16 protein-coding genes are annotated in these 17,163 nt (G+C 65.2%); 1 reads left to right on the top strand and 15 read right to left on the bottom strand.

The window, feature by feature from the left end:
• Positions 1-96: 96 nt before the first annotated feature.
• The 11 genes from EJ068_RS03980 to EJ068_RS04030 form a co-directional block, all read right to left on the bottom strand.
• Entirely contained in the window at positions 97-393 is a 297-nt protein-coding gene (locus tag EJ068_RS03980) for an AzlD family protein (protein WP_126082017.1), read from the bottom strand.
• Entirely contained in the window at positions 390-1,118 is a 729-nt protein-coding gene (locus tag EJ068_RS03985) for an AzlC family ABC transporter permease (protein ID WP_127252588.1), read from the bottom strand. The genes EJ068_RS03980 and EJ068_RS03985 overlap by 4 nt, the downstream gene beginning before the upstream one ends.
• 119 nt (positions 1,119-1,237) lie before the next feature.
• Positions 1,238-2,632 carry a glutamine synthetase family protein gene (locus tag EJ068_RS03990; protein ID WP_127252587.1) on the bottom strand — a complete coding sequence of 465 codons (1,395 nt, stop codon included), beginning with the start codon at positions 2,630-2,632 and terminating at the stop codon, positions 1,238-1,240.
• 29 nt (positions 2,633-2,661) lie between these two features.
• Positions 2,662-3,759: a branched-chain amino acid ABC transporter permease gene (locus tag EJ068_RS03995; RefSeq protein ID WP_245463334.1), complete on the bottom strand. Its 1,098-nt coding sequence runs from the start codon at positions 3,757-3,759 to the stop codon at positions 2,662-2,664.
• 1 nt (position 3,760) lies between these two features.
• Entirely contained in the window at positions 3,761-4,660 is a 900-nt protein-coding gene (locus EJ068_RS04000; protein WP_127250305.1) for a branched-chain amino acid ABC transporter permease, read from the bottom strand.
• Between the two features lie 8 nt (positions 4,661-4,668).
• Positions 4,669-5,373: an ABC transporter ATP-binding protein gene (locus EJ068_RS04005; RefSeq protein WP_127250304.1), complete on the bottom strand. Its 705-nt coding sequence runs from the start codon at positions 5,371-5,373 to the stop codon at positions 4,669-4,671.
• Positions 5,374-5,388: 15 nt separating this feature from the next.
• Positions 5,389-6,543, bottom strand: a complete 1,155-nt coding sequence (locus EJ068_RS04010; RefSeq protein WP_189439066.1) for an ABC transporter substrate-binding protein — start codon at positions 6,541-6,543, stop codon at positions 5,389-5,391.
• Positions 6,544-6,585: 42 nt separating this feature from the next.
• Positions 6,586-7,311, bottom strand: a complete 726-nt coding sequence (locus EJ068_RS04015) for an ABC transporter ATP-binding protein (protein WP_127250302.1) — start codon at positions 7,309-7,311, stop codon at positions 6,586-6,588.
• 137 nt (positions 7,312-7,448) lie between these two features.
• Positions 7,449-8,033: an XRE family transcriptional regulator gene (locus tag EJ068_RS04020; RefSeq protein ID WP_041011982.1), complete on the bottom strand. Its 585-nt coding sequence runs from the start codon at positions 8,031-8,033 to the stop codon at positions 7,449-7,451.
• A gap of 172 nt (positions 8,034-8,205) precedes the next feature.
• The gene (locus EJ068_RS04025; protein ID WP_189342755.1) at positions 8,206-9,003 is read right to left on the bottom strand and encodes an N-formylglutamate amidohydrolase; all 798 of its coding nucleotides are present in this window, start codon (positions 9,001-9,003) and stop codon (positions 8,206-8,208) included.
• Positions 9,004-9,022: 19 nt separating this feature from the next.
• Positions 9,023-10,432 carry an aldehyde dehydrogenase family protein gene (locus EJ068_RS04030; RefSeq protein ID WP_127250300.1) on the bottom strand — a complete coding sequence of 470 codons (1,410 nt, stop codon included), beginning with the start codon at positions 10,430-10,432 and terminating at the stop codon, positions 9,023-9,025.
• A gap of 156 nt (positions 10,433-10,588) precedes the next feature.
• On the opposite strand from EJ068_RS04030, the gene EJ068_RS04035 reads away from it, so the two are divergent.
• Positions 10,589-11,347 carry an SDR family oxidoreductase gene (locus EJ068_RS04035; protein WP_127250299.1) on the top strand — a complete coding sequence of 253 codons (759 nt, stop codon included), beginning with the start codon at positions 10,589-10,591 and terminating at the stop codon, positions 11,345-11,347.
• 27 nt (positions 11,348-11,374) lie between these two features.
• Here the strand turns inward: EJ068_RS04035 and EJ068_RS04040 are convergent, their stop codons facing one another.
• The 4 genes from EJ068_RS04040 to EJ068_RS04055 all read right to left on the bottom strand — a co-directional run bounded on the left by EJ068_RS04040 (position 11,375) and on the right by EJ068_RS04055 (position 17,109).
• Positions 11,375-12,067, bottom strand: a complete 693-nt coding sequence (locus tag EJ068_RS04040; RefSeq protein WP_127250298.1) for a TIGR02453 family protein — start codon at positions 12,065-12,067, stop codon at positions 11,375-11,377.
• On the bottom strand, positions 12,064-14,274 hold the full coding sequence (ligA, locus tag EJ068_RS04045; RefSeq protein ID WP_128315537.1) for an NAD-dependent DNA ligase LigA: 2,211 nt from the start codon (positions 14,272-14,274) through the stop codon (positions 12,064-12,066). The genes EJ068_RS04040 and ligA overlap by 4 nt, the downstream gene beginning before the upstream one ends.
• A 283-nt stretch (positions 14,275-14,557) precedes the next feature.
• The gene (gene recN, locus EJ068_RS04050) at positions 14,558-16,231 is read right to left on the bottom strand and encodes a DNA repair protein RecN (protein ID WP_127250296.1); all 1,674 of its coding nucleotides are present in this window, start codon (positions 16,229-16,231) and stop codon (positions 14,558-14,560) included.
• An 8-nt stretch (positions 16,232-16,239) separates the two neighbouring features.
• On the bottom strand, positions 16,240-17,109 hold the full coding sequence (locus EJ068_RS04055; RefSeq protein WP_127250295.1) for an outer membrane protein assembly factor BamD: 870 nt from the start codon (positions 17,107-17,109) through the stop codon (positions 16,240-16,242).
• Positions 17,110-17,163: the final 54 nt, after the last annotated feature.

A 17,163-nucleotide genomic window follows, 5' to 3' on the forward strand; every position in this document is an offset into this window, starting at 1 on the left:
GATTAGCTTCTTTCTCCCCGTTCTACGGGGAGAAATGCCCGGCAGGGCAATGAGGGGCAGCGCCGGCGGTCCGAAACGATCGCGCCGGCAGAATTGCTATCCCACAAACTGCCGCGCGATGATCAGCACCGCAGCACCTGCCAAAAACATCGACATCAACCCGCCGCGCAGCGAGACCAAAGCGGTGACCACCAGCGCCGCCCATTCGGCGGGCCCGGCGCCAAGCACTGCCGGCGCGACCAGCGTCGTCAGCACCGCGGCCGGCACGGCGTTCAGCCCCGCCTCGACGCGCGGGTGGATATTCTCGAAGCGCGAGATGACGAGGTGGCCGCCGACCCGGGTCAGATAGGTGGCGATCGCGCCGGCAAGGATGATCCAGAAGGTCGTGCTCACGGCCGCTCCCCTATTCCGCTGTGATGCGGCGGCAGGATCACCGCCAGCAGCACGCCGGCGATCGCACCGATCGAAACATGCCAGGGAGAGCCGACCGTCTTGTAGGCGATGATCGATGCGGCCGCGCTTGCGGCGACGACGGGCAGCCATAGCGGCCGCTTGCGGAAACCGAGGACGAGGCCGAGAAAATAGATCGGCAGCAGGAAATCGATGCCCAACGCATGGGTATCCGGAATGAGCTTGCCGAACACCGCGCCCAACCCGCTTTCGATGACCCAAAACACGTAGACCGGCAGGCCAAGTCCAAGATACCAGACGAACCCGACTGGCTTGCCCGACACGGCCCTCGCCTCCGCCACCGCAAATTGCGGGTCGGTGAGGATGAAATAGCCCAGCGCCTGCTGCAGCAATGGCCAATGCGCGATGCGGCGGCCGATGCCGGCGGAATAGAGCACGTGTCGGAAATTCACCGCGAAGATCGACAGCACGATCAGCCACGGCGCGACATGCTGGCCGAACAATTCGATGCCGACCATCTGGCTGGCGCCGCTATAGATCATGGCGCTCATAAGGAACGCCTCAAGCACCGAGAAACCATTGTCGACGGAGATCGCGCCGAACAAGATCGCGAACGGCGCAGAAGCGACCACGACCGGCATCGACAATCGCACGCCATCCCAGAAATCGCCGCCGGTTCTGCTCTCAGAGATTGCTTCCGTTACCATGCGCCGCTCCTTGAGCGGCCTCATGTAGGGAGCGTCGCCCCGCTTGTCACACCAATTCGCTTGACCCAGCGATCAGCGGAACTGATCGCCGGGTTCTAACGCGCCTATGGTTTGCTGGCTCAGCTTGCGAAATAGCGCTGCCATTCGAAGTCGGTGATATGCGACGCCTGCCAGGCATCGAAGGCCGCCTGCTCGGCGCGGCGGCTCTCGGCATAATTGTCGCGGAACGCCTCGCCGAAAGCCTCGGCGCAGAAATCGGATCCGGCGAAGGCCTCAATGGACGCGTTCAGCGTGCGCGGCAGCTTCGGCTTGTCGAGATTGGCAAGGTTGCTCGTCACCGGTGGCTCGAGCGGCAGGTTCTTCTCGATGCCTTCGCAGCCTGCCGCCAGGATCGCGGCGATCGACAGGTAAGAATTGACGTCGGCGCCGGGCGCTCGGTGCTCGAACCGGCACGCGGCATCGTTCGGCGTGGTGATGGCGCGGATCGGCGCAGTGCGGTTCTCGAACCCCCAGGCGACGTCTTCCGGCGACCACGCGCCGCGATCGAAGCGGCGGTAGGAATTGACGGTCGGCCGGAAGAAAATATGCGTCTCCTGCATGCGGTTGAGCACGCCGGCGAGGAATTTCTCGGCGACCGGCGTCAACCGGTTCGGGCCGGCCGCGAAGGCAGGCTTGCCGTCCTGCCACAGGCTGACATGGTGGTGCGCGCCGCAGGCGCTTTCCTTGCCGGGCGGCTGGAAGCGCGTCATGAAGGTGGCGACCAGCCCACGCTCGGCGCACAGCTCGCGCAGATGCAGCTTGGCGCGCATCGCGGCATCCGCCGCCGCCAGGGCGCTCTTCGGCGTCAGCGCATATTCATACATGCCGTAGCCATATTCGGTGACCAGCGATGCGACGCCGATGTCGATGCTCTTCATGCGCGTGATGAACTCGGCGGCGAAATCCTGGTACTCGCCGCTGCGCACGAGGTCGTAGTTGATCAGTGAATGGCCCCACGGCTTCAGCTCGCGATAGCGGCCGGCGCGCATCAGATCGTGGTCGGCGTGGAAAATGCCGAACTCGTATTCGAGGGCGAATTTCGGCTCGTAGCCGAGCGCCCGCGCGCGCTCCTCGACACGGGCGAGGACGTTGCGCGGATCGTAGGCGCAAGGCGCGCCGTCGAGCATGTAGGAGCGCGTGATGGCGGAAGCGAATTTCGGCTTCCAGCCATGCTGCACCACCGTGTCCGGGTCGATGATGCCCTTGATGTTGGGAAAGCCGTTCTCCTCATTTGCGCTTGGCGACGCGAAGGCGACGTCGCCCATCGGCTGGCCGTCGCCATGGGTGACGCAATAGAGGATGGCATTGATCGATTCGCCCGAGGTCGAGAGCTTCAGCGGCGCGATCTTGGAGCGCACTACGCCCGACGTATCGACCGTATGCACCTCGACGAACTCGACGCCGCGCGATGCGAGTTCGGCCTGCAACGCTTCGAGCTTCGGCGCATACGCCGCCACCCTGTCCTCAAATTCCACGTTCAACCCTCCACCAGGAAATGACGACGCTATCTGTCATTGCGCCGGAAAAGAAGCGACACAAGCTCATCGAGCTCATGCCGGCCGCTGATGCCGCTTGGCCGGAACGCCATGCAAAGCACGATGACCACGCCGAGCGCCACGCCCGACAGTCCAAGCAGCTGCGGCATTTGGATACCCGCGACGCTCACGCCGGACTCGATGCTGCGGATGAATTCCAGCCCGATCGAAAGCACGATGACGCCGGTCACCGCCCCGGTCACCGTCGCCATGCCGCCAAGGATCAGCATCGCCAGCGTGTTGAAGATCATCTGGAAGTAGAAAAGTTTCGGGCTGATCGTGCCGGCGAAATAGGCATAGAGCACGCCGGCAAGGCCGCAGATCAGCGCCGACAGCACCCATGACATCAGCCGCAGCTTTTTCGCATCGATGCCGAGTGCCGCGGCAGCCTGCGGGCTCTGCGCGCTGGCTCGCAGCTGCAGGCCCCAGCGGCTGTCCTTGAACAGCCGCGCCGCCACGATCGCCAGCACCGCGAAGACCAGCATCCAGGGCAGGCCGACGACTTTCGGAATGCCGAAGAAAGCCTGGTTGCCCTTGAACAGGTCGGTCCAGTTGAGGAACACCGAATGGACGATGATCAGCAGCGCCAGGCTGACAATGGTCGCGGCGACCCCCGACAGCCGGCTGATCACCTTGCCGCTGACCAGCGCCACGATGCCGACGACCAAAAGCGCGATGAGCGCCGACGAAACCGGGTCGAGCTCCAGCGTCGCAAAACCGAACGGCGCGTTGGGGATCGACAGCTTCTTCATGGCAAGCGGCGTCGACAGGATGGCGACGCCATAGGCGCCGAGCCCGACAAAGGCGCTGTGGCCGAGATTGGCGATGTTGGAATTGCCCATGAACACCTGCAGCCCGACCACCACGATTAGGTTCACGAAGGCGCCGAGCGCCAGGAAGGTGTAGTAGGTCGGCGCGAAATTCAGCACCAGGAGGCCGATCAACAGCACCGGCAGCGCGGTAACCAGCCCGCCGACCAGCGAGCGGACAACCGCATTGCCGGGCTGCGCTGTGCCCACCGGAGCCGCCATCTGTTCGACTGCTTGCGACAATTCGGAGCCTGCCATGTCAGATCTCCTTATCGCCGAGTTCGATACGCTGGCCGAGCAGGCCTTCCGGGCGGTAGACGAGCAGTGCGACGATGATCGCGTAGGTGAGCGCATCCCGGAAGCCCGCATATTCCTGCGGCAGCGCGACAAGCAGGCCGACTTCGATGAAGCCGAGCAGCATGCCGCCGACCGCCGCACCCGGCAGCGAGCCGAAGCCCCCGATGACGCAGGCAACGAAGGCCTTCAGCACCAGGCCGAAGCCGAGATCGGGCGAGACGCTGCCGCGCCGCGCCAGGATGAAGACGGCGGCGATGCCCGCCAGCGCGCCGGAAATCGCAAACGCCGTGGCAATCACTCGGTTTGCCTTGATCCCCATCAGCCGCACCGTGGCGAAGTCGCGCGAGGCGGCGCGGATGGCGAGGCCAAGCGTCGAGCGGTTGAGGAAGAGCACCAGCGCCAGGATGGTCAGACCCGACACGATCAGCTCCATCACCTGCAGCGAGGAGACAGCGAAGGGCCCGAAGAACCACATCTGGTTCAAGCCGTTGAGGACCGAGACCGACTGCGGCTTGGGCGAGATCAGAAGCATGAAAAGGTTCTGCACCACGATCGACACACCGAAGGCGGTGAGCAGCCCGGTCGTGGTCGGCGCGTAGCGCACCGGCCGGAAGGCGACGCGCTCGAACACCACCGCCGCCAGCGCCGCCATGCCGACGGCGAGCAGGACCGCGACGAAGGGCGAGGTCAGCCCCAGCGCGGCAGCCACGAACACGCTGTAGGCGGAGACGCCGATGATCTCGCCATGCGCGAAATTCACCAGCCCCATGATCGAGAAGACGACGGCCAGCCCGAGCGCCACCAGCGAATATTCCGCGCCGAAGGCGAGCGCGTTGAGGAGTTGCTGCAGAGCATAATCCATGTCGCCGCCTACCCGCCGATATAGAGGTTGAACAGGCCGTGCTCGTCGGCGAGCCTGGCCGGCGGTCCGTCATAGCGCAGCGTGCCCGAGCTCACGACATAGACGCGGTCGGCAAAGCGCAGCGCCTGCTTGGCGTTCTGCTCGACCACCAGCAGCGTCAATCCTTGCGCCTTGAGTTCGCCGATGAAATCGAAGATGCGCGCCACGATCTTGGGCGCGAGCCCCAGCGACGGCTCGTCGAGCAGCAACAGCTTCGGCCGCGACATCAGCGACCGGGCGATCGCCAGCATCTGCTGCTCGCCGCCCGAAAGCGTGCCCGCCGCCTGGCCGTAGCGCTCGGAAAGCACCGGGAACAGCGACAGGAACCGCTCGATGTCCTGGCGCACCCCGGCAGGGTCGCGCCGTGTCGCCGCCCCCAGCCGCAGGTTCTCGCCGACGCTGAGATTGGCAAAGATGTGCCGGCCTTCCGGCGTCGAGGTCAGCCCGGCGCGGATGCGGTCCTCGGTGCGGACATGCGAGATGTCCTTGCCGTCAAGCACGATACGCCCCGAAGCCGGCGTGACCAGCCCGGTCAGCGCGTTGATGGTCGAGCTCTTGCCGGCGCCGTTGGGTCCGAGCAGGGCGACCAGCTCGCCCTGCCCGACTTCCAACGACAGCTCGCGCACCGCCATGACGGCGCCATAGCGCACGACAAGCTTCTCGACCTTAAGCACCTGTTCCCGCCCCGCTTAGTTCAGCGCCGGAACGAAGGTCGGCGGCGTGTCGGTGATCAGCACCCGCTTGCCGTCGGCAAAGCCCATCACCGGCACCGTCTTGACCGGATAGCCCTTCTTCTCGGCGAAGGAGATCGTCGGCGCCGTGGTGCCCGGATAGCCGCCCGGCGCCCTGATCGCTTCGCGCAAGGCGGCGGGATCGACGGTGCCGGCCTTCTTCGCCGCTTCATAGCTGATCTGCACCATGTCGGCGCCGAGCGCGTCGAAGATGCCGTTGATCTTGTAGCCGTCGGCCTTGCACTGGGCGAGGAACTTGTCGATCGGGCCGCCGACGCCGGTCGCGCCATGGGTCGCGAACATCACCTTTTCCAGCGACTTCGGATCGCCGACCGTGCCTTCCAGCGACTTGTCGTCGAAAGCGTCGCAGCCGGCCACCCAACCATCATAGCCGTTGGCGCGCAATTGCCGGATCAGGATGCCGACATCGGGCAGCACCGCGCAGATATGAATCGCGTCCGGCTTCTGCGGCAGCGCCTTGATCGAGGCGATCTGCGGCGACCAGTCGGTGGTGCCGTAGGAATAATTGAACTTGCCGACCACCTTGCCGCCGAGATGCTCGAACACCTCGCCGAACCACTCCGGCAGCTTCTCCGAATAGGAACCGGCATCGGGCGACACCATCAGCGCCACGGTCCGCGCACCCTTGCCGTAAAGCGCGTTCGCGGTGGCTGAGGCGTTGATCGGATCGGGCACCGCCCCGGCGATGAAATTGTCGAGCCCGGCCCGCTGCATTTCGAGCTGCGTGTTCGGCGCCGAGAACACGGTGGCGCCATAGGGCTGAGCGGTCTGCGCCATCGGGATCAGCGCATCCGGGAACGGCACGCCGGTGATGACCTGCGCGCCGGCATCGAGGAATTTCTGGCCGAGCGAGACCGAAAGCTGCGGATCGGACCGGTTGTCCTCGATCATCAGCTCGACCTTGGGGTCGTTGGCGCCGGCAGCCTTGTTCAGCCTGTCGGCCATGCAGCGCGCGCCTTCCGCCTCGCTATAAGGCGCGTAGGCGCCGGTCATGGCGACCGCAAGCCCGATCTTGAGATCGGCCGCGCCCGCATGCCCTGCCTGCAGCAGCCCCGCGGTCAGCACCGCCGCTCCCAGCAAAATCCTTTCCATTCTACCCCTCCTTCCTCTCATTGCGGTTGTTCTTTCGCGCCTTCAGGCCGTCTCCGACTGCCCGACATAGACCTCGATGACGCGCGGATCGCGCCACACATCTTCCGTCTCGCCCGAAGCGATCACCTGGCCCTGGTCCATCACGCAAAGCCGGTCGCAGAGCCGGTTGATGAAGCGCAGATCGTGATCGATGACGATGGTCGCGCAGCCGACGTCGCGGCGAATGCCCTCGATGGCGATGGCCAGCGTCTCCGACTCGGCCTCGTTGAGTCCGGCGGCCGGCTCGTCGAGCAGCAGGAGCGACGGCCCCAGCGCCAGCGCGCGGGCGATCTCGAGCCGGCGCTGCCTGCCATAGGGCAGCGTTCCGGCCGGGCTGTCGGCGAAGCTTGCCAGCTCATATTGCTGCAGCAGCTGGTCGACGCCGATCCGCCTGGCGGCATCGGGGCGCACGGCGCGGCAGGTGATATGCGCCACCTCGACGTTCTGGCGAACGGTCAGATCCTTGAACAGCCTGATGGTCTGGAAGGTGCGGCCTACCCCTGCCCGCGCGCAATGCTCCGGGCCGCGGCCAGTGATCTCCTCGCCCGCCAGGCGCACGCTGCCGCTGTCCGGCTTGAGCACGCCGGAGATGGCGTTGACGAGGGTCGACTTGCCTGCGCCGTTCGGACCGATGAGGCCGAGGATCTCGCCGGCCTCGCAGGTCAGCGAGGCGTTGCGCAACGCCTGCACGCCGCCGAATGTCTTGCTGACTGCCTCAACCGACAGCATCGGTCATTTCTCCCATTCCGGCCGCTGGCTGTTCTCCTGTCGGCCGGTCAAAAGGATGCTAGTCCTCCGACTTTTCCATAACAAGCATTTTTTTCCATTTTAGAAAAATTCTTGAACGGAAGGTCGTGGCGCGTCGGTCAGACGCCTGCTCCCGGCGCCAGTCCGTCGCGCGGCACGGTGTTCGACATCAGCATGATGACGGGCTCGTCACCGAGCGCGACATAGGCGTGCTGCATCTCGCCGTCGAACAGGATGCTGTCGCCTGGCTGCAGCACCGTCGGGTCGTAATGGAGCGTGTGCAGCTGCAGGCTGCCGCTCAGCACATGGATGAACTCCTCACCCGAATGGCTGCGCCAGCCGCCGTTTTCCTCAAAACTTCTGGCGCGCAGCGTGACGCGCCAGAAAATGTTGGTCTTATCGCGGAAATCGCTGCACAAGACCTCGAATTCCATGGCGTTGCCTTCATGCAGAATGCCGCTGCCGGCGCGCGTGATCGAGCGGCGCGCCTGCGGTCCGGGCTTCGGGCTGAACAGGAAGGAGGCCACCGGCACGTGCAGCACGCCGGCGATCATCAGCGCGATGTCGACGGTCAGCCTAGCCTTGCCGTTCTCCAGCTTTGACAGCTGCGAAACGGAAAGGCCGGAGCGCTCGCTGAGGTCGCGCAAGGTGATGTTCTGCTGCTTGCGCGCGTCCCGGATCTTGCTGCCCACATTGCCTTGCATCGTCCACGCCCTTGGCCGTCGTGTTTCCAATTTGACAAGCTCTAGAGCAATTCCAGGAAAAGTGTGAGCGGTTTTCCGTCCGGAATTGCGTAAAAACAATGAGATAGAGCGGTTCGCCGTTTCCGTGAAACGGTGAAACGCTCTAGCGGCCCGTTATTTGAGCGTCCAGCCTTTAGACGGCTACGGCTGATTGCGGCCATAGGGACATCGCGACGGTGGCAAAGGCATTTTCAAGAAGGCGGCCGATGCGTTCGAAAGTTTCCGGATCGGCAAGCAGGTCGTTGCGGACCTCGAGATAGAGGCAGGGCCGGCCCTGCTGCAGCCCATGCCGGTTCAGCGTGTAGCCGACGGCCTGGCGCCAATCATAGGGTTCATTGTCGCCGATCCTGAAGCCTGCCTCCGTGCCCTGGGTCCTGAGCGTTTTCAGCACCGAGTTCACGAAGGGCGACTGTTCCCGCCACAGCACGCCGATATCGACATCGCGCCTCACCCCGCCCATCACCGGCGTGAAGGAGTGCACCGAAATCAGCGCGCGCCTGCCGGCGGCGGCTTCGACGATCGCCCGTTCGACCGGCGCCCAGGCGACAAGCTTGCGCAGCCTTGCATCAGTGGCATCGACCGCCAGATTGCCCGGCACCGGGATGCCACCGAGGTCCGGCCGCATGAAATCCCACTCATCGGCGGGGCGGTTATAGTCGAGGAACAGCCGCGAATAGCGCGCGATTACGGCGGGCGCGCGCAGCGTTCGCGAGAGCCGCCGCGTCAGCGCATCGACACCGACATCGGTCGCGAAATGCGTGCCCAGATAGGGCTCCGCCAAGCCAAGATCGCGCCACGGCGCCGGCACAACATTGCCGGCATGCTCGGCGATCAGGAGATAGGGGCTGGTCGCGGCCGGCAGCAACCGTTCCACGCCGGCCGCTGCAAGCGCCGCGACGGCCGCATCGCCCAGCTTTTCAAGGTCCCGCACGACCGGATGTCCTTGGCGCTCAGGCGATGACGGAGCGGACATGGTACGCCTTCGCCGCCGTCGCCTCGATCAGGCCGGCGCGTCCATTGGTGCGTCCGAGACCGGAATTCTTGATGCCGCCCCAGGGCAGATAGAGGTCCGCGTGGTCGCAGCGGTTGAGATAGACCGTGCCGGCCTCGACCTCGTCGAGCAAGGCCACGCCGCGCTCGACATCGCGCGTCCAGATAGAGGCGCTGAGGCCGTAATCGCTGTCGTTCATCAGTCGGATCGCCTCGTCGTCGCCGCCGACCGCCTGGACGCAGGCCACCGGCCCGAACAGCTCGTCGCGCATGATCTGCATGCTGTGATCGACGCCGGTCAGCACCTCCGGCGCGACATAGGCGGCTCCGAGGCTTGCCGCCTTGAGGGCGCCATCCCGCGGCATCAGGCGCTTCGCCCCTGCCCGCACCGCGCTTTCGGTGAGGCCGCGAATGGTGTCGGCCGCGACCGCGCGCACCACCGGGCCGACCATCGGCTTTTCGCCGATCGGATGGCCGATCGACCATTTCGCCGTCTCGGCGACCAGCGCCTCGACGAAACGATCGTGAATCAGGCGATCGACATAGATGCGCTCGACCGAGCAGCAGGACTGACCGGCGTTGGAATAGGTGCCTTCAGCGATCAGCGGAACCGCCGCTTCGAGGTCGGCATCGGAGCGCACATAGGTCGGATCCTTACCGCCGAGTTCCAGGTGCACCTGGGTGAAGGTGCCGGCCGCGGCCGCATGCACGCGCCGGCCGCCATTGACCGAGCCGATGAAATTGACCGCGTTGAGGACACCGGAAGCGATCAGCCGCTCGGCGTCCGGATGGTCGAGATGCAGGCTCTGAAAGACCCCTTCCGGCCCGCCGGCCGCGCGGAAGGCCTCCTCGGTCAGTTCCGCGATCAGCGGCGTCTGCGGCGAGTGCTTGAAGATCACCACATTGCCTGCCGCGAGCGGCGAGGTGACCAGATAGCCGAGCATCGCGGTCGGGTAGTTACAGGCGCAGATCGACAGATGCAGCCCGCCGGCCATCGGCTTAGCGTAGCGGCGGATGTTCTCATCCGACGGATACGGCATGTCTGCCAAGGTCTCCGGCGCCGCGCCTGCAAGCAGTTCGCCGATCAGCGCCAGGCGCGGCGTCTCGTCGGCCTGCCACAAGGGCCTGCCGATCTGCCACGCCACCGCTTCGGCCAACGGGGCGGCGCGCGCCTTCATCTCCTCGCCGAAGCGCAGAAGGATCGCCAGGCGCTCGGCCAGCGGCGTGCGCCGCCAGCCCGGCAACGCCGCGCGAGCCCGGGCGACCGCGGCCTCGATCGCGGCGCCGTCGGCATAGTTTCGCGTGGCGTAGATCGAGCCGTCGACAGGAGAGGTCACCGAGAAGGTCCGCGCGCCGGAATGCAGGTTCATGGTCTTGGAATCCACCCAAAAGGAAAGCCGTCAATCGCGGTACGATATCGTGATTTTCCATTTTGGCAAATTTTTTCGAATACGGCTTGATGGATTTTTTGTCCGCCCCTATTGTCCCGCCATCGCGCCTTGGCGCCAACATAAGAGGGGTGACGGATGGTCGTCTTTGATTTCACCGGCAGGCATGCGGTCGTGGCCGGCGCGGGCGGAGGCATGGGCGAGGCTATCGCGCTTGCGTTGCTCGATGCCGGCGCTTCCGTCACCGCCATCGATGTGAAAACACGTCCGGCCTCGTTTGCCGGTTATGACGATCGCCTGACCTTCGCGCAGGGCGACCTGACCGACGCCGCCTTCGTCGAACAGATCATCGGCGCCGCCGGCCGCGAGCGCGGCGGCATCGATTATCTGGCCAATGTCGCCGGCGTGCTGTGGTTCGGCCGCGACAAGTCGGCGCTCGACATGGATCTCGGCGTCTGGGACGACGTCTTCAACATCAACCTGAAGTCCTTCGTGCACACGGCGCGCGCCGTCGTTCCCCATATGCGCGCCGGCGGGCGCGGCGGCGCCATGGTGCATTTCTCGACCATCCAGTGGTATCGCGGCGACCCCAACCCGCAGGACGCCTACCAGGCCTCGAAGGCCGGCGTGTGCGCGCTGTCCAAGTCGCTCGCCATGCAGCTTGCGAGCGAGCGCATCCGTTCGAATGCCATCTGCCCCGGCATGGCGCTGACGCCGCTGCAGGCGCGCTGGGACACCGAGGAAAAACGCGCCGCCGTTGCGAACTATGCGCCGCTTGGCCGCATCGGCACGCCGCAGGACATGGCCAATGCCGCGCTCTTCCTGCTCTCCGACGCCGCGAGCTACATCACCGGCATCGAACTCGCCGTCGATGGCGGCCTGCTGATGCGGATGTAAGCGCCTGGCGACCGTCGAATGGCGGCGTCAGGCCACCACGATCGTCCCCTGGATCGCCCTGCCCCAATCGAGCAGCGGCTTGGCGCCAAGCGTGAAGTCGACGAGATCATCGACCAGCGCCGGCGAATGGATCGTCGCCGGATCGATGTCGTGCCGTACCACGAAATGGCGGTTGCGCACCGCCTGGGCGAGATCCTCGTCGCCGACATCCTCGAAGCCGCGCGGCGCCCGCTTCAGGCGATCTTCCGCATCGAGTTCCAGCCCTGCCTTCTTGAGCGATGAAACCATGGCGCGGAACGCGGCCGGCTTGGTCACGATCGCCTTGCGCATCGCCTGCAGCAGTTCAGGCGCTGGCTGCCACCAGGCAACGCCGGCGAAGCAGCGCTCGAGCCCGATATGCACATAGAAGACGCCCTGCTCCATCTTGGTGCCGTCGGGCGACAGGATTGCTGAGAGATGCCGGTTATAGGGCCGCTTGTCCTTTGAGAAGCGCACGTCGCGATTGATGCGGAACAGCGACCTCTTGCGGTCGCCGCGCAGCCCGAGCTTGGCCCCTTCGAAGCGCGTGGTGAGCGTCTCGACCAGATCGCAGAACGGTTCGTGCAGCTCGCTGTCGTAAAGGGCGCGATTCTCCTGGAACCATTCCCGGCTCTGGTGGAAATCGAGCGCCTTCAGGAATGGAATGGCCTTCTGCCCGAATCCCTTGAACGCGTCAGTCATCGGCCAGCCCTGCCGATGCGCTGCAGCCAGGTGTCCTCGTCGATCACCTCGATGCCGAGATCGCTTGCAACTTTCAGCTTCGAGCCGGCGCCGGGACCCGCGACCACCAGGTCGGTCTTGGCCGAAACCGAGCCCGCCACCTTGGCGCCGAGCCGCTCGGCCATCGCCTTGGCCTCGGAGCGCGTCATCTTTTCCAGCGTGCCGGTGAACACCACCGTCTTGCCGGAGACTTCACTGCCGGCCGAGATTTCCATGACATAAGGCTTGGGGTGGACCTGCGCGAGCAAGGCATCCAGCACGTCGTCGTTGCGCTCATTGCCGAAAAAGTCGCGCAACGCGTTGATCGCCGTGTCGCCGATGCCGTTGATCGACGGGAAGACGGTATGCGGGTCCTCCGCCTTTGCCGTCTCCTTGCCGACGCGGATCAGCTCCTCGATGGTCGAGAACTGGCGGGCAAGCACGGCCGCCGTCGTCTCGCCGATATGGCGGATGCCGAGCGCGAAGATGAAGCGGTCGAGCTCGGGCTCGCGGCGAGCGTCGATGGCGGCGAAGAGCTTGTCGAGGCCTTCATAGTTGCGCTCCTCGACGCTGCGCACATTCTTGCGCGTCTTGCCCGAGGCTTCCTCGCGCAGCCGCGCCTGCTCCTCGCGCCGCTCGGCCAGCGCCTTGGTGACGGCCGGGCGGCGACCCTTCAGCGTGAAGATGTCAGCCGCCGTCTTCACCAGTCCCGCATTGAAGAAGAGGTCGATGTTTTCCGCGCCGAGGCCCTCAATATCCATAGCGCCGCGCGATACGAAATGGCGAAGCCCTTCCACGGCCTGGGCGGCGCAGATCAGCTCACCGGTGCAGCGCCGGCGCGAATCCTCCTTGCCGGTCTTTTCGTTGATCTCGCGCGTCGCCGGCGAGCCGCAGACCGGGCAGGTATGCGGAAATTCGTAAGGCACAGCATTGGCCGGCCGCTTGTCGATGACGACGCTCACGATCTGCGGGATGACGTCCCCTGCCCGCTGGATGACCACCGTGTCGCCGATGCGCACGTCGATGCCGTCGCGGATTGGCTGACCGTTGCTGTCGAAGCCCTTGATGTAGTCTTCATTGTGCAGCGTGACGTTCTCGACCACCACGCCGCCGACGGTCACCGGCGCCAGCCGTGCCACGGGCGCCAGCGTGCCGGTGCGGCCGACCTGGATGTCGATCTTCTCGACCGTCGTCATCGCCTGCTCGGCCGGGAACTTGTGGGCGACGGCCCAGCGCGGCTCGCCGGTGACGAAGCCCCAGCGGCGCTGCAACTCAAGCTGGTCGACCTTATAGACCACGCCGTCAATGTCGTAGCCGAGTGAGGAGCGCTGCTCCTCGATCCGGTGGTACTGCGCGATCAATTCCTCGACCGATTTCGCCCTCACCATCAGCGGGCTGACCTTGAACCCCCACTCCCTGAATTTCTGCACCGAATCATATTGGGTTGGGGCGGGATCAGCCGTCGTATAGCCCCAGGCATAGGCGAAGAATTTCAGGTTGCGGCTGGCGGTGACCGACGGGTCCTTCTGGCGCAGCGATCCGGCCGCCGTGTTGCGCGGATTGACGTAGTCCTGGCCGCCGACAGCGGCCGAACGCTGCTTCAGCGCCTCGAATTCGGCATAGGTCATGTAGACCTCGCCGCGGATCTCGATGACCTCCGGCCAGTCCGATCCCCGCAATGTTTTCGGGATGTCGGCAATCGTCTTCAGATTGGCGGTGATGTCCTCGCCGACCGCGCCGTCGCCGCGCGTCGCGCCCTGGACGAACACGCCGTTCTCATAGCGCAGCGAGGCAGAGAGCCCGTCGATCTTCGGCTCGGCGGTAAAGGCGATGTCGAGGTCCTTGTCGCGGTCGAAGAAGCGCCGCCCGCGCTCGATGAAATCGGCGACATCCTGGTCGGTATAGGCCTTGGCAAGGCTGAGCATCGGCACCGCGTGCCGCACCTTGGCAAAGCCTTCCGCCGGCGGCGAGCCGACCCGGCGCGACGGCGAATCCTCGCGCACGAGATCGGGAAAGCGTTCTTCGATGGCGAGGTTGCGCCGTGCCAGCGCGTCATATTCGGCGTCCGAGATCGTCGGCGCGTCCTCGGTGTGATAGCGCCGGTCGTGCTCGGCGATCTCCGCCGCGAGCCGCTTCAGCTCCTCCGCGGCCTCGCCTTCGCTCAGCGATTCGACTGGTTTTTCCGACATGAAACGCGGTCCTCGAATTATGGCGGGCCACTATAAATCAGGATTCGCCGGCATGAAGTCGGCTTGCGCAAAAATCATTCTTGAACAGCAAGATGCAGCCATCTGCTGACTCAGCCTGCAAGGCCGGAGAATCGAACTCCAAGGATGTGCTGAGACTCAGGTCAGGCCGAGTCGAGAATGGCGGGTTCCGAGAACCAGAGCGGAGCGTACTTGAAATACGTGGGCACCGGAAGCGCAGGAAACCGCCGTTCGCAGACCGGCCTCACCTGAATATCAGCACAACCTAGGCCGCGGCCGTGTTCTCGCGCAGCAGCCGCTCCGCAGCGGCGCGCGCCTCGTCGGTGATGACAGCGCCGGCCAGCATGCGCGCAATCTCTTCCTGGCGCGCGGCGCGGTCCATCTCGGCGATGCCGGTGGCGACACGGTCCTTGCCGCCGGATTTGGAGATCAGGAAATGCGTCGCGGCGCGTGCCGCAACCTGCGGCGCATGCGTGACCGAAAGCACTTGCACGCGCTTCGACAGCCGCGCCAGCCGCTGGCCGATGGCATCGGCCACGGCGCCGCCGACGCCGGTATCGATTTCGTCGAAAACCAGGGTGGGCGCCGAGCCGCGATCAGCGAGCGCCACCTTCAGCGCCAGGAGAAAGCGCGAGAGCTCGCCGCCCGAGGCGACCTTCATCATCGGCCCAGGCCTGGTGCCCGGATTGGTCCGCACCCAGAATTCGACCTGATCGATACCTTCTTCCATGCGGCTTTCGGCATCGCTCCCCATCTCGACGATGAACTCGGCCCGTTCGAGCTTCAGCGCCGGCAATTCGGCCATCACCGCTTTGGTCAAGCCCGATGCCGCCGCCTGGCGCAGCGAGGAAAGCTGCGCCGCGGAAATGTCGTAGGCCTCGCGCGCCGCGGCGGCCTGCTTCTCAAGCGCATGCAGCCGCTCCTCGCCGGCATCGAGATCGGCAAGATCGGCCACCATCGTGTCGCGCAGTTGCGCCAGATCGTCCACCGCGACATTGTGCTTGCGCGAGGCGGCGCGCAGCGCGAAAAGCCGCTCCTCCGCCTTCTCCAGGCGTTGCGGATCATATTCGGTGGCGCGAAGCGCAGCTTCCACGCCGGATTGCGCGGCATCGAGCGAGATCATCGCCTCGTCCAGCGATTTCACCACGTCGTCGAGCAGGCCCGGCGCTTCGCCCGCCTTGCGCTGCAGCCGGCGCAATAGGCTGGCAAGCTGCGGTAAGGGCGAGGATGGCCCCGACAACACATCCTGCGCGTCGTGGATTTCGGCGGCGATCTTCTCGACCCGCATCATCTGCGCGCGCAGTTCGGCAAGCTCCGTCTCCTCGCCCGGCTGCGGATCGAGTTTCGCGAGCTCGGCCACGGAAGCGCGCAGATAATCGGCCTCGCGCGCCGCCGCCTCGACCTTGGCGCGATGCCGCGAAAGCTCCTGCTCGCAGTTTCGCCAGTAGCGCCAGGCTTCGCCCGTGCCGCGCACGGCGCCCAGATGGCCGCCGAAACTGTCGAGCAATTCGCGATGCGCGCCGGGATCGACCAGCGCGCGCTCGTCATGCTGGCCGTGGATCTCGACGAGTGCGCGGCCGACATCGCGCATCAGCGTGACGCTGGACGGCTGGTCGTTGACGAAGACGCGGGTGCGGCCGTCACCGGTCTGCACGCGGCGCAGGATGATGTCGCCATCGTCCTCGATGTCGTTTTCGGCAAGCAGAGCGCGGGCCGGATGGTTGCGCGGCACGTCGAACACCGCGATGACCTGGCCTTGCGCAGCGCCATGGCGCACGAGCGAGGCGTCGCCGCGCGCGCCGAGCGCCAGCGACAAGGCATCGAGCAGGATGGATTTGCCGGCGCCGGTTTCGCCCGTCAGCACCGAAAGCCCAGGCAGGAAGTCGATGTCCAGCTTCTCGATCAGGACGATATCGCGGATCGACAGTCTGGACAGCATCGCAAGCTTCAGGCGCCGGTGATCAGCTTCCCGGCCTTGGAGATCCACGATCCGGCATTCTCGCGCGGCTCAAGCCCGTTGCTCTGCAGGAGCTTGTAGGAATCCTTGTACCACTGGCTGTCCGGATAGTTGGTGCCGAGCACCGCCGCGGCCGTCTGCGCTTCCGAGGTCAAGCCCATGGCATAATAGGACTCGGTCAGGCGCGCGAGCGCCTCCTCGACATGGCGGGTGTTGGAATAGGTCTCGACCACGGTGCGGAAGCGCTTCACGGCGGCGATGTATTCGCGGCGTTCGAGATAATAGCGGCCGACCTGCATCTCCTTGCCGGCAAGCTGGTCGTTGGCGAAACGGATCTTGTCCTTGGCGTCGGGGACATATTCGGAATTCGGCCAGCGCGTCACCAGATCCTGCATGGTCTGGATGGTCTGACGCGCCTCCTTCTGATCCTGGGTGACGTCCTTGATCTGCCGGTAATAGCTCAGGCCGATGATATACTGCGCGTAAGCCGCGTCGTCGGTCGACGGATAAAGCGTCAGGTAGCGCTTCGCGGTGCCGATCGCTTCGTCATAATTGCCGGCGCGGTAATCGGCGAAAGCCCCCATCACCATCGATTTGCGAGCGAATTCCGAATAGGGATGCTGGCGATCGACCGCATCGAACTTCTTGCTCGCCTCGTCGAGGCGGCCGGCATTCATATTGGCCAGGCCCTGGTTGTAGAGGACGTCGGCCGGCTCGGTCTGATCGACATAGGTCGCCAGGTTGACGTCCTTCTCGGATGACATGCAGGCCGAAAGAACAAGCGCGGGAGCAACCACCGACAGCGCCAGCAAAACACCCCGACGCGGCGTTACCGATTGTCCAACTCGCGAAAAAAACATGTTTGGATTCCGCCCCTTCGGCGTCGTTTCGGTCCGGGCCGAAGCCATAAACCA

The sequence above is a fragment of the Mesorhizobium sp. M2A.F.Ca.ET.043.02.1.1 genome (assembly GCF_003952405.1).
Classification (GTDB): Bacteria; Pseudomonadota; Alphaproteobacteria; order Rhizobiales; family Rhizobiaceae; genus Mesorhizobium.

Excerpts from the sequence above, each read along its gene's own strand:
- recN (WP_127250296.1), bottom strand. The coding sequence starts at position 16,231 with ATGCTGTCCAGACTGTCGATCCGCGATATCGTCCTGATCGAGAAGCTG.
- EJ068_RS04040 (WP_127250298.1), bottom strand. The coding sequence starts at position 12,067 with ATGACTGACGCGTTCAAGGGATTCGGGCAGAAGGCCATTCCATTCCTG.
- EJ068_RS03995 (WP_245463334.1), bottom strand. The coding sequence starts at position 3,759 with ATGGCAGGCTCCGAATTGTCGCAAGCAGTCGAACAGATGGCGGCTCCG.
- EJ068_RS04020 (WP_041011982.1), bottom strand. The coding sequence starts at position 8,033 with ATGCAAGGCAATGTGGGCAGCAAGATCCGGGACGCGCGCAAGCAGCAG.
- EJ068_RS04010 (WP_189439066.1), bottom strand. The coding sequence starts at position 6,543 with ATGGAAAGGATTTTGCTGGGAGCGGCGGTGCTGACCGCGGGGCTGCTG.
- EJ068_RS04000 (WP_127250305.1), bottom strand. The coding sequence starts at position 4,660 with ATGGATTATGCTCTGCAGCAACTCCTCAACGCGCTCGCCTTCGGCGCG.
- EJ068_RS04035 (WP_127250299.1), top strand. The coding sequence starts at position 10,589 with ATGGTCGTCTTTGATTTCACCGGCAGGCATGCGGTCGTGGCCGGCGCG.
- EJ068_RS04055 (WP_127250295.1), bottom strand. The coding sequence starts at position 17,109 with ATGTTTTTTTCGCGAGTTGGACAATCGGTAACGCCGCGTCGGGGTGTT.
- EJ068_RS04015 (WP_127250302.1), bottom strand. The coding sequence starts at position 7,311 with ATGCTGTCGGTTGAGGCAGTCAGCAAGACATTCGGCGGCGTGCAGGCG.
- EJ068_RS03985 (WP_127252588.1), bottom strand. The coding sequence starts at position 1,118 with ATGGTAACGGAAGCAATCTCTGAGAGCAGAACCGGCGGCGATTTCTGG.
- ligA (WP_128315537.1), bottom strand. The coding sequence starts at position 14,274 with ATGTCGGAAAAACCAGTCGAATCGCTGAGCGAAGGCGAGGCCGCGGAG.
- EJ068_RS04030 (WP_127250300.1), bottom strand. The coding sequence starts at position 10,432 with ATGAACCTGCATTCCGGCGCGCGGACCTTCTCGGTGACCTCTCCTGTC.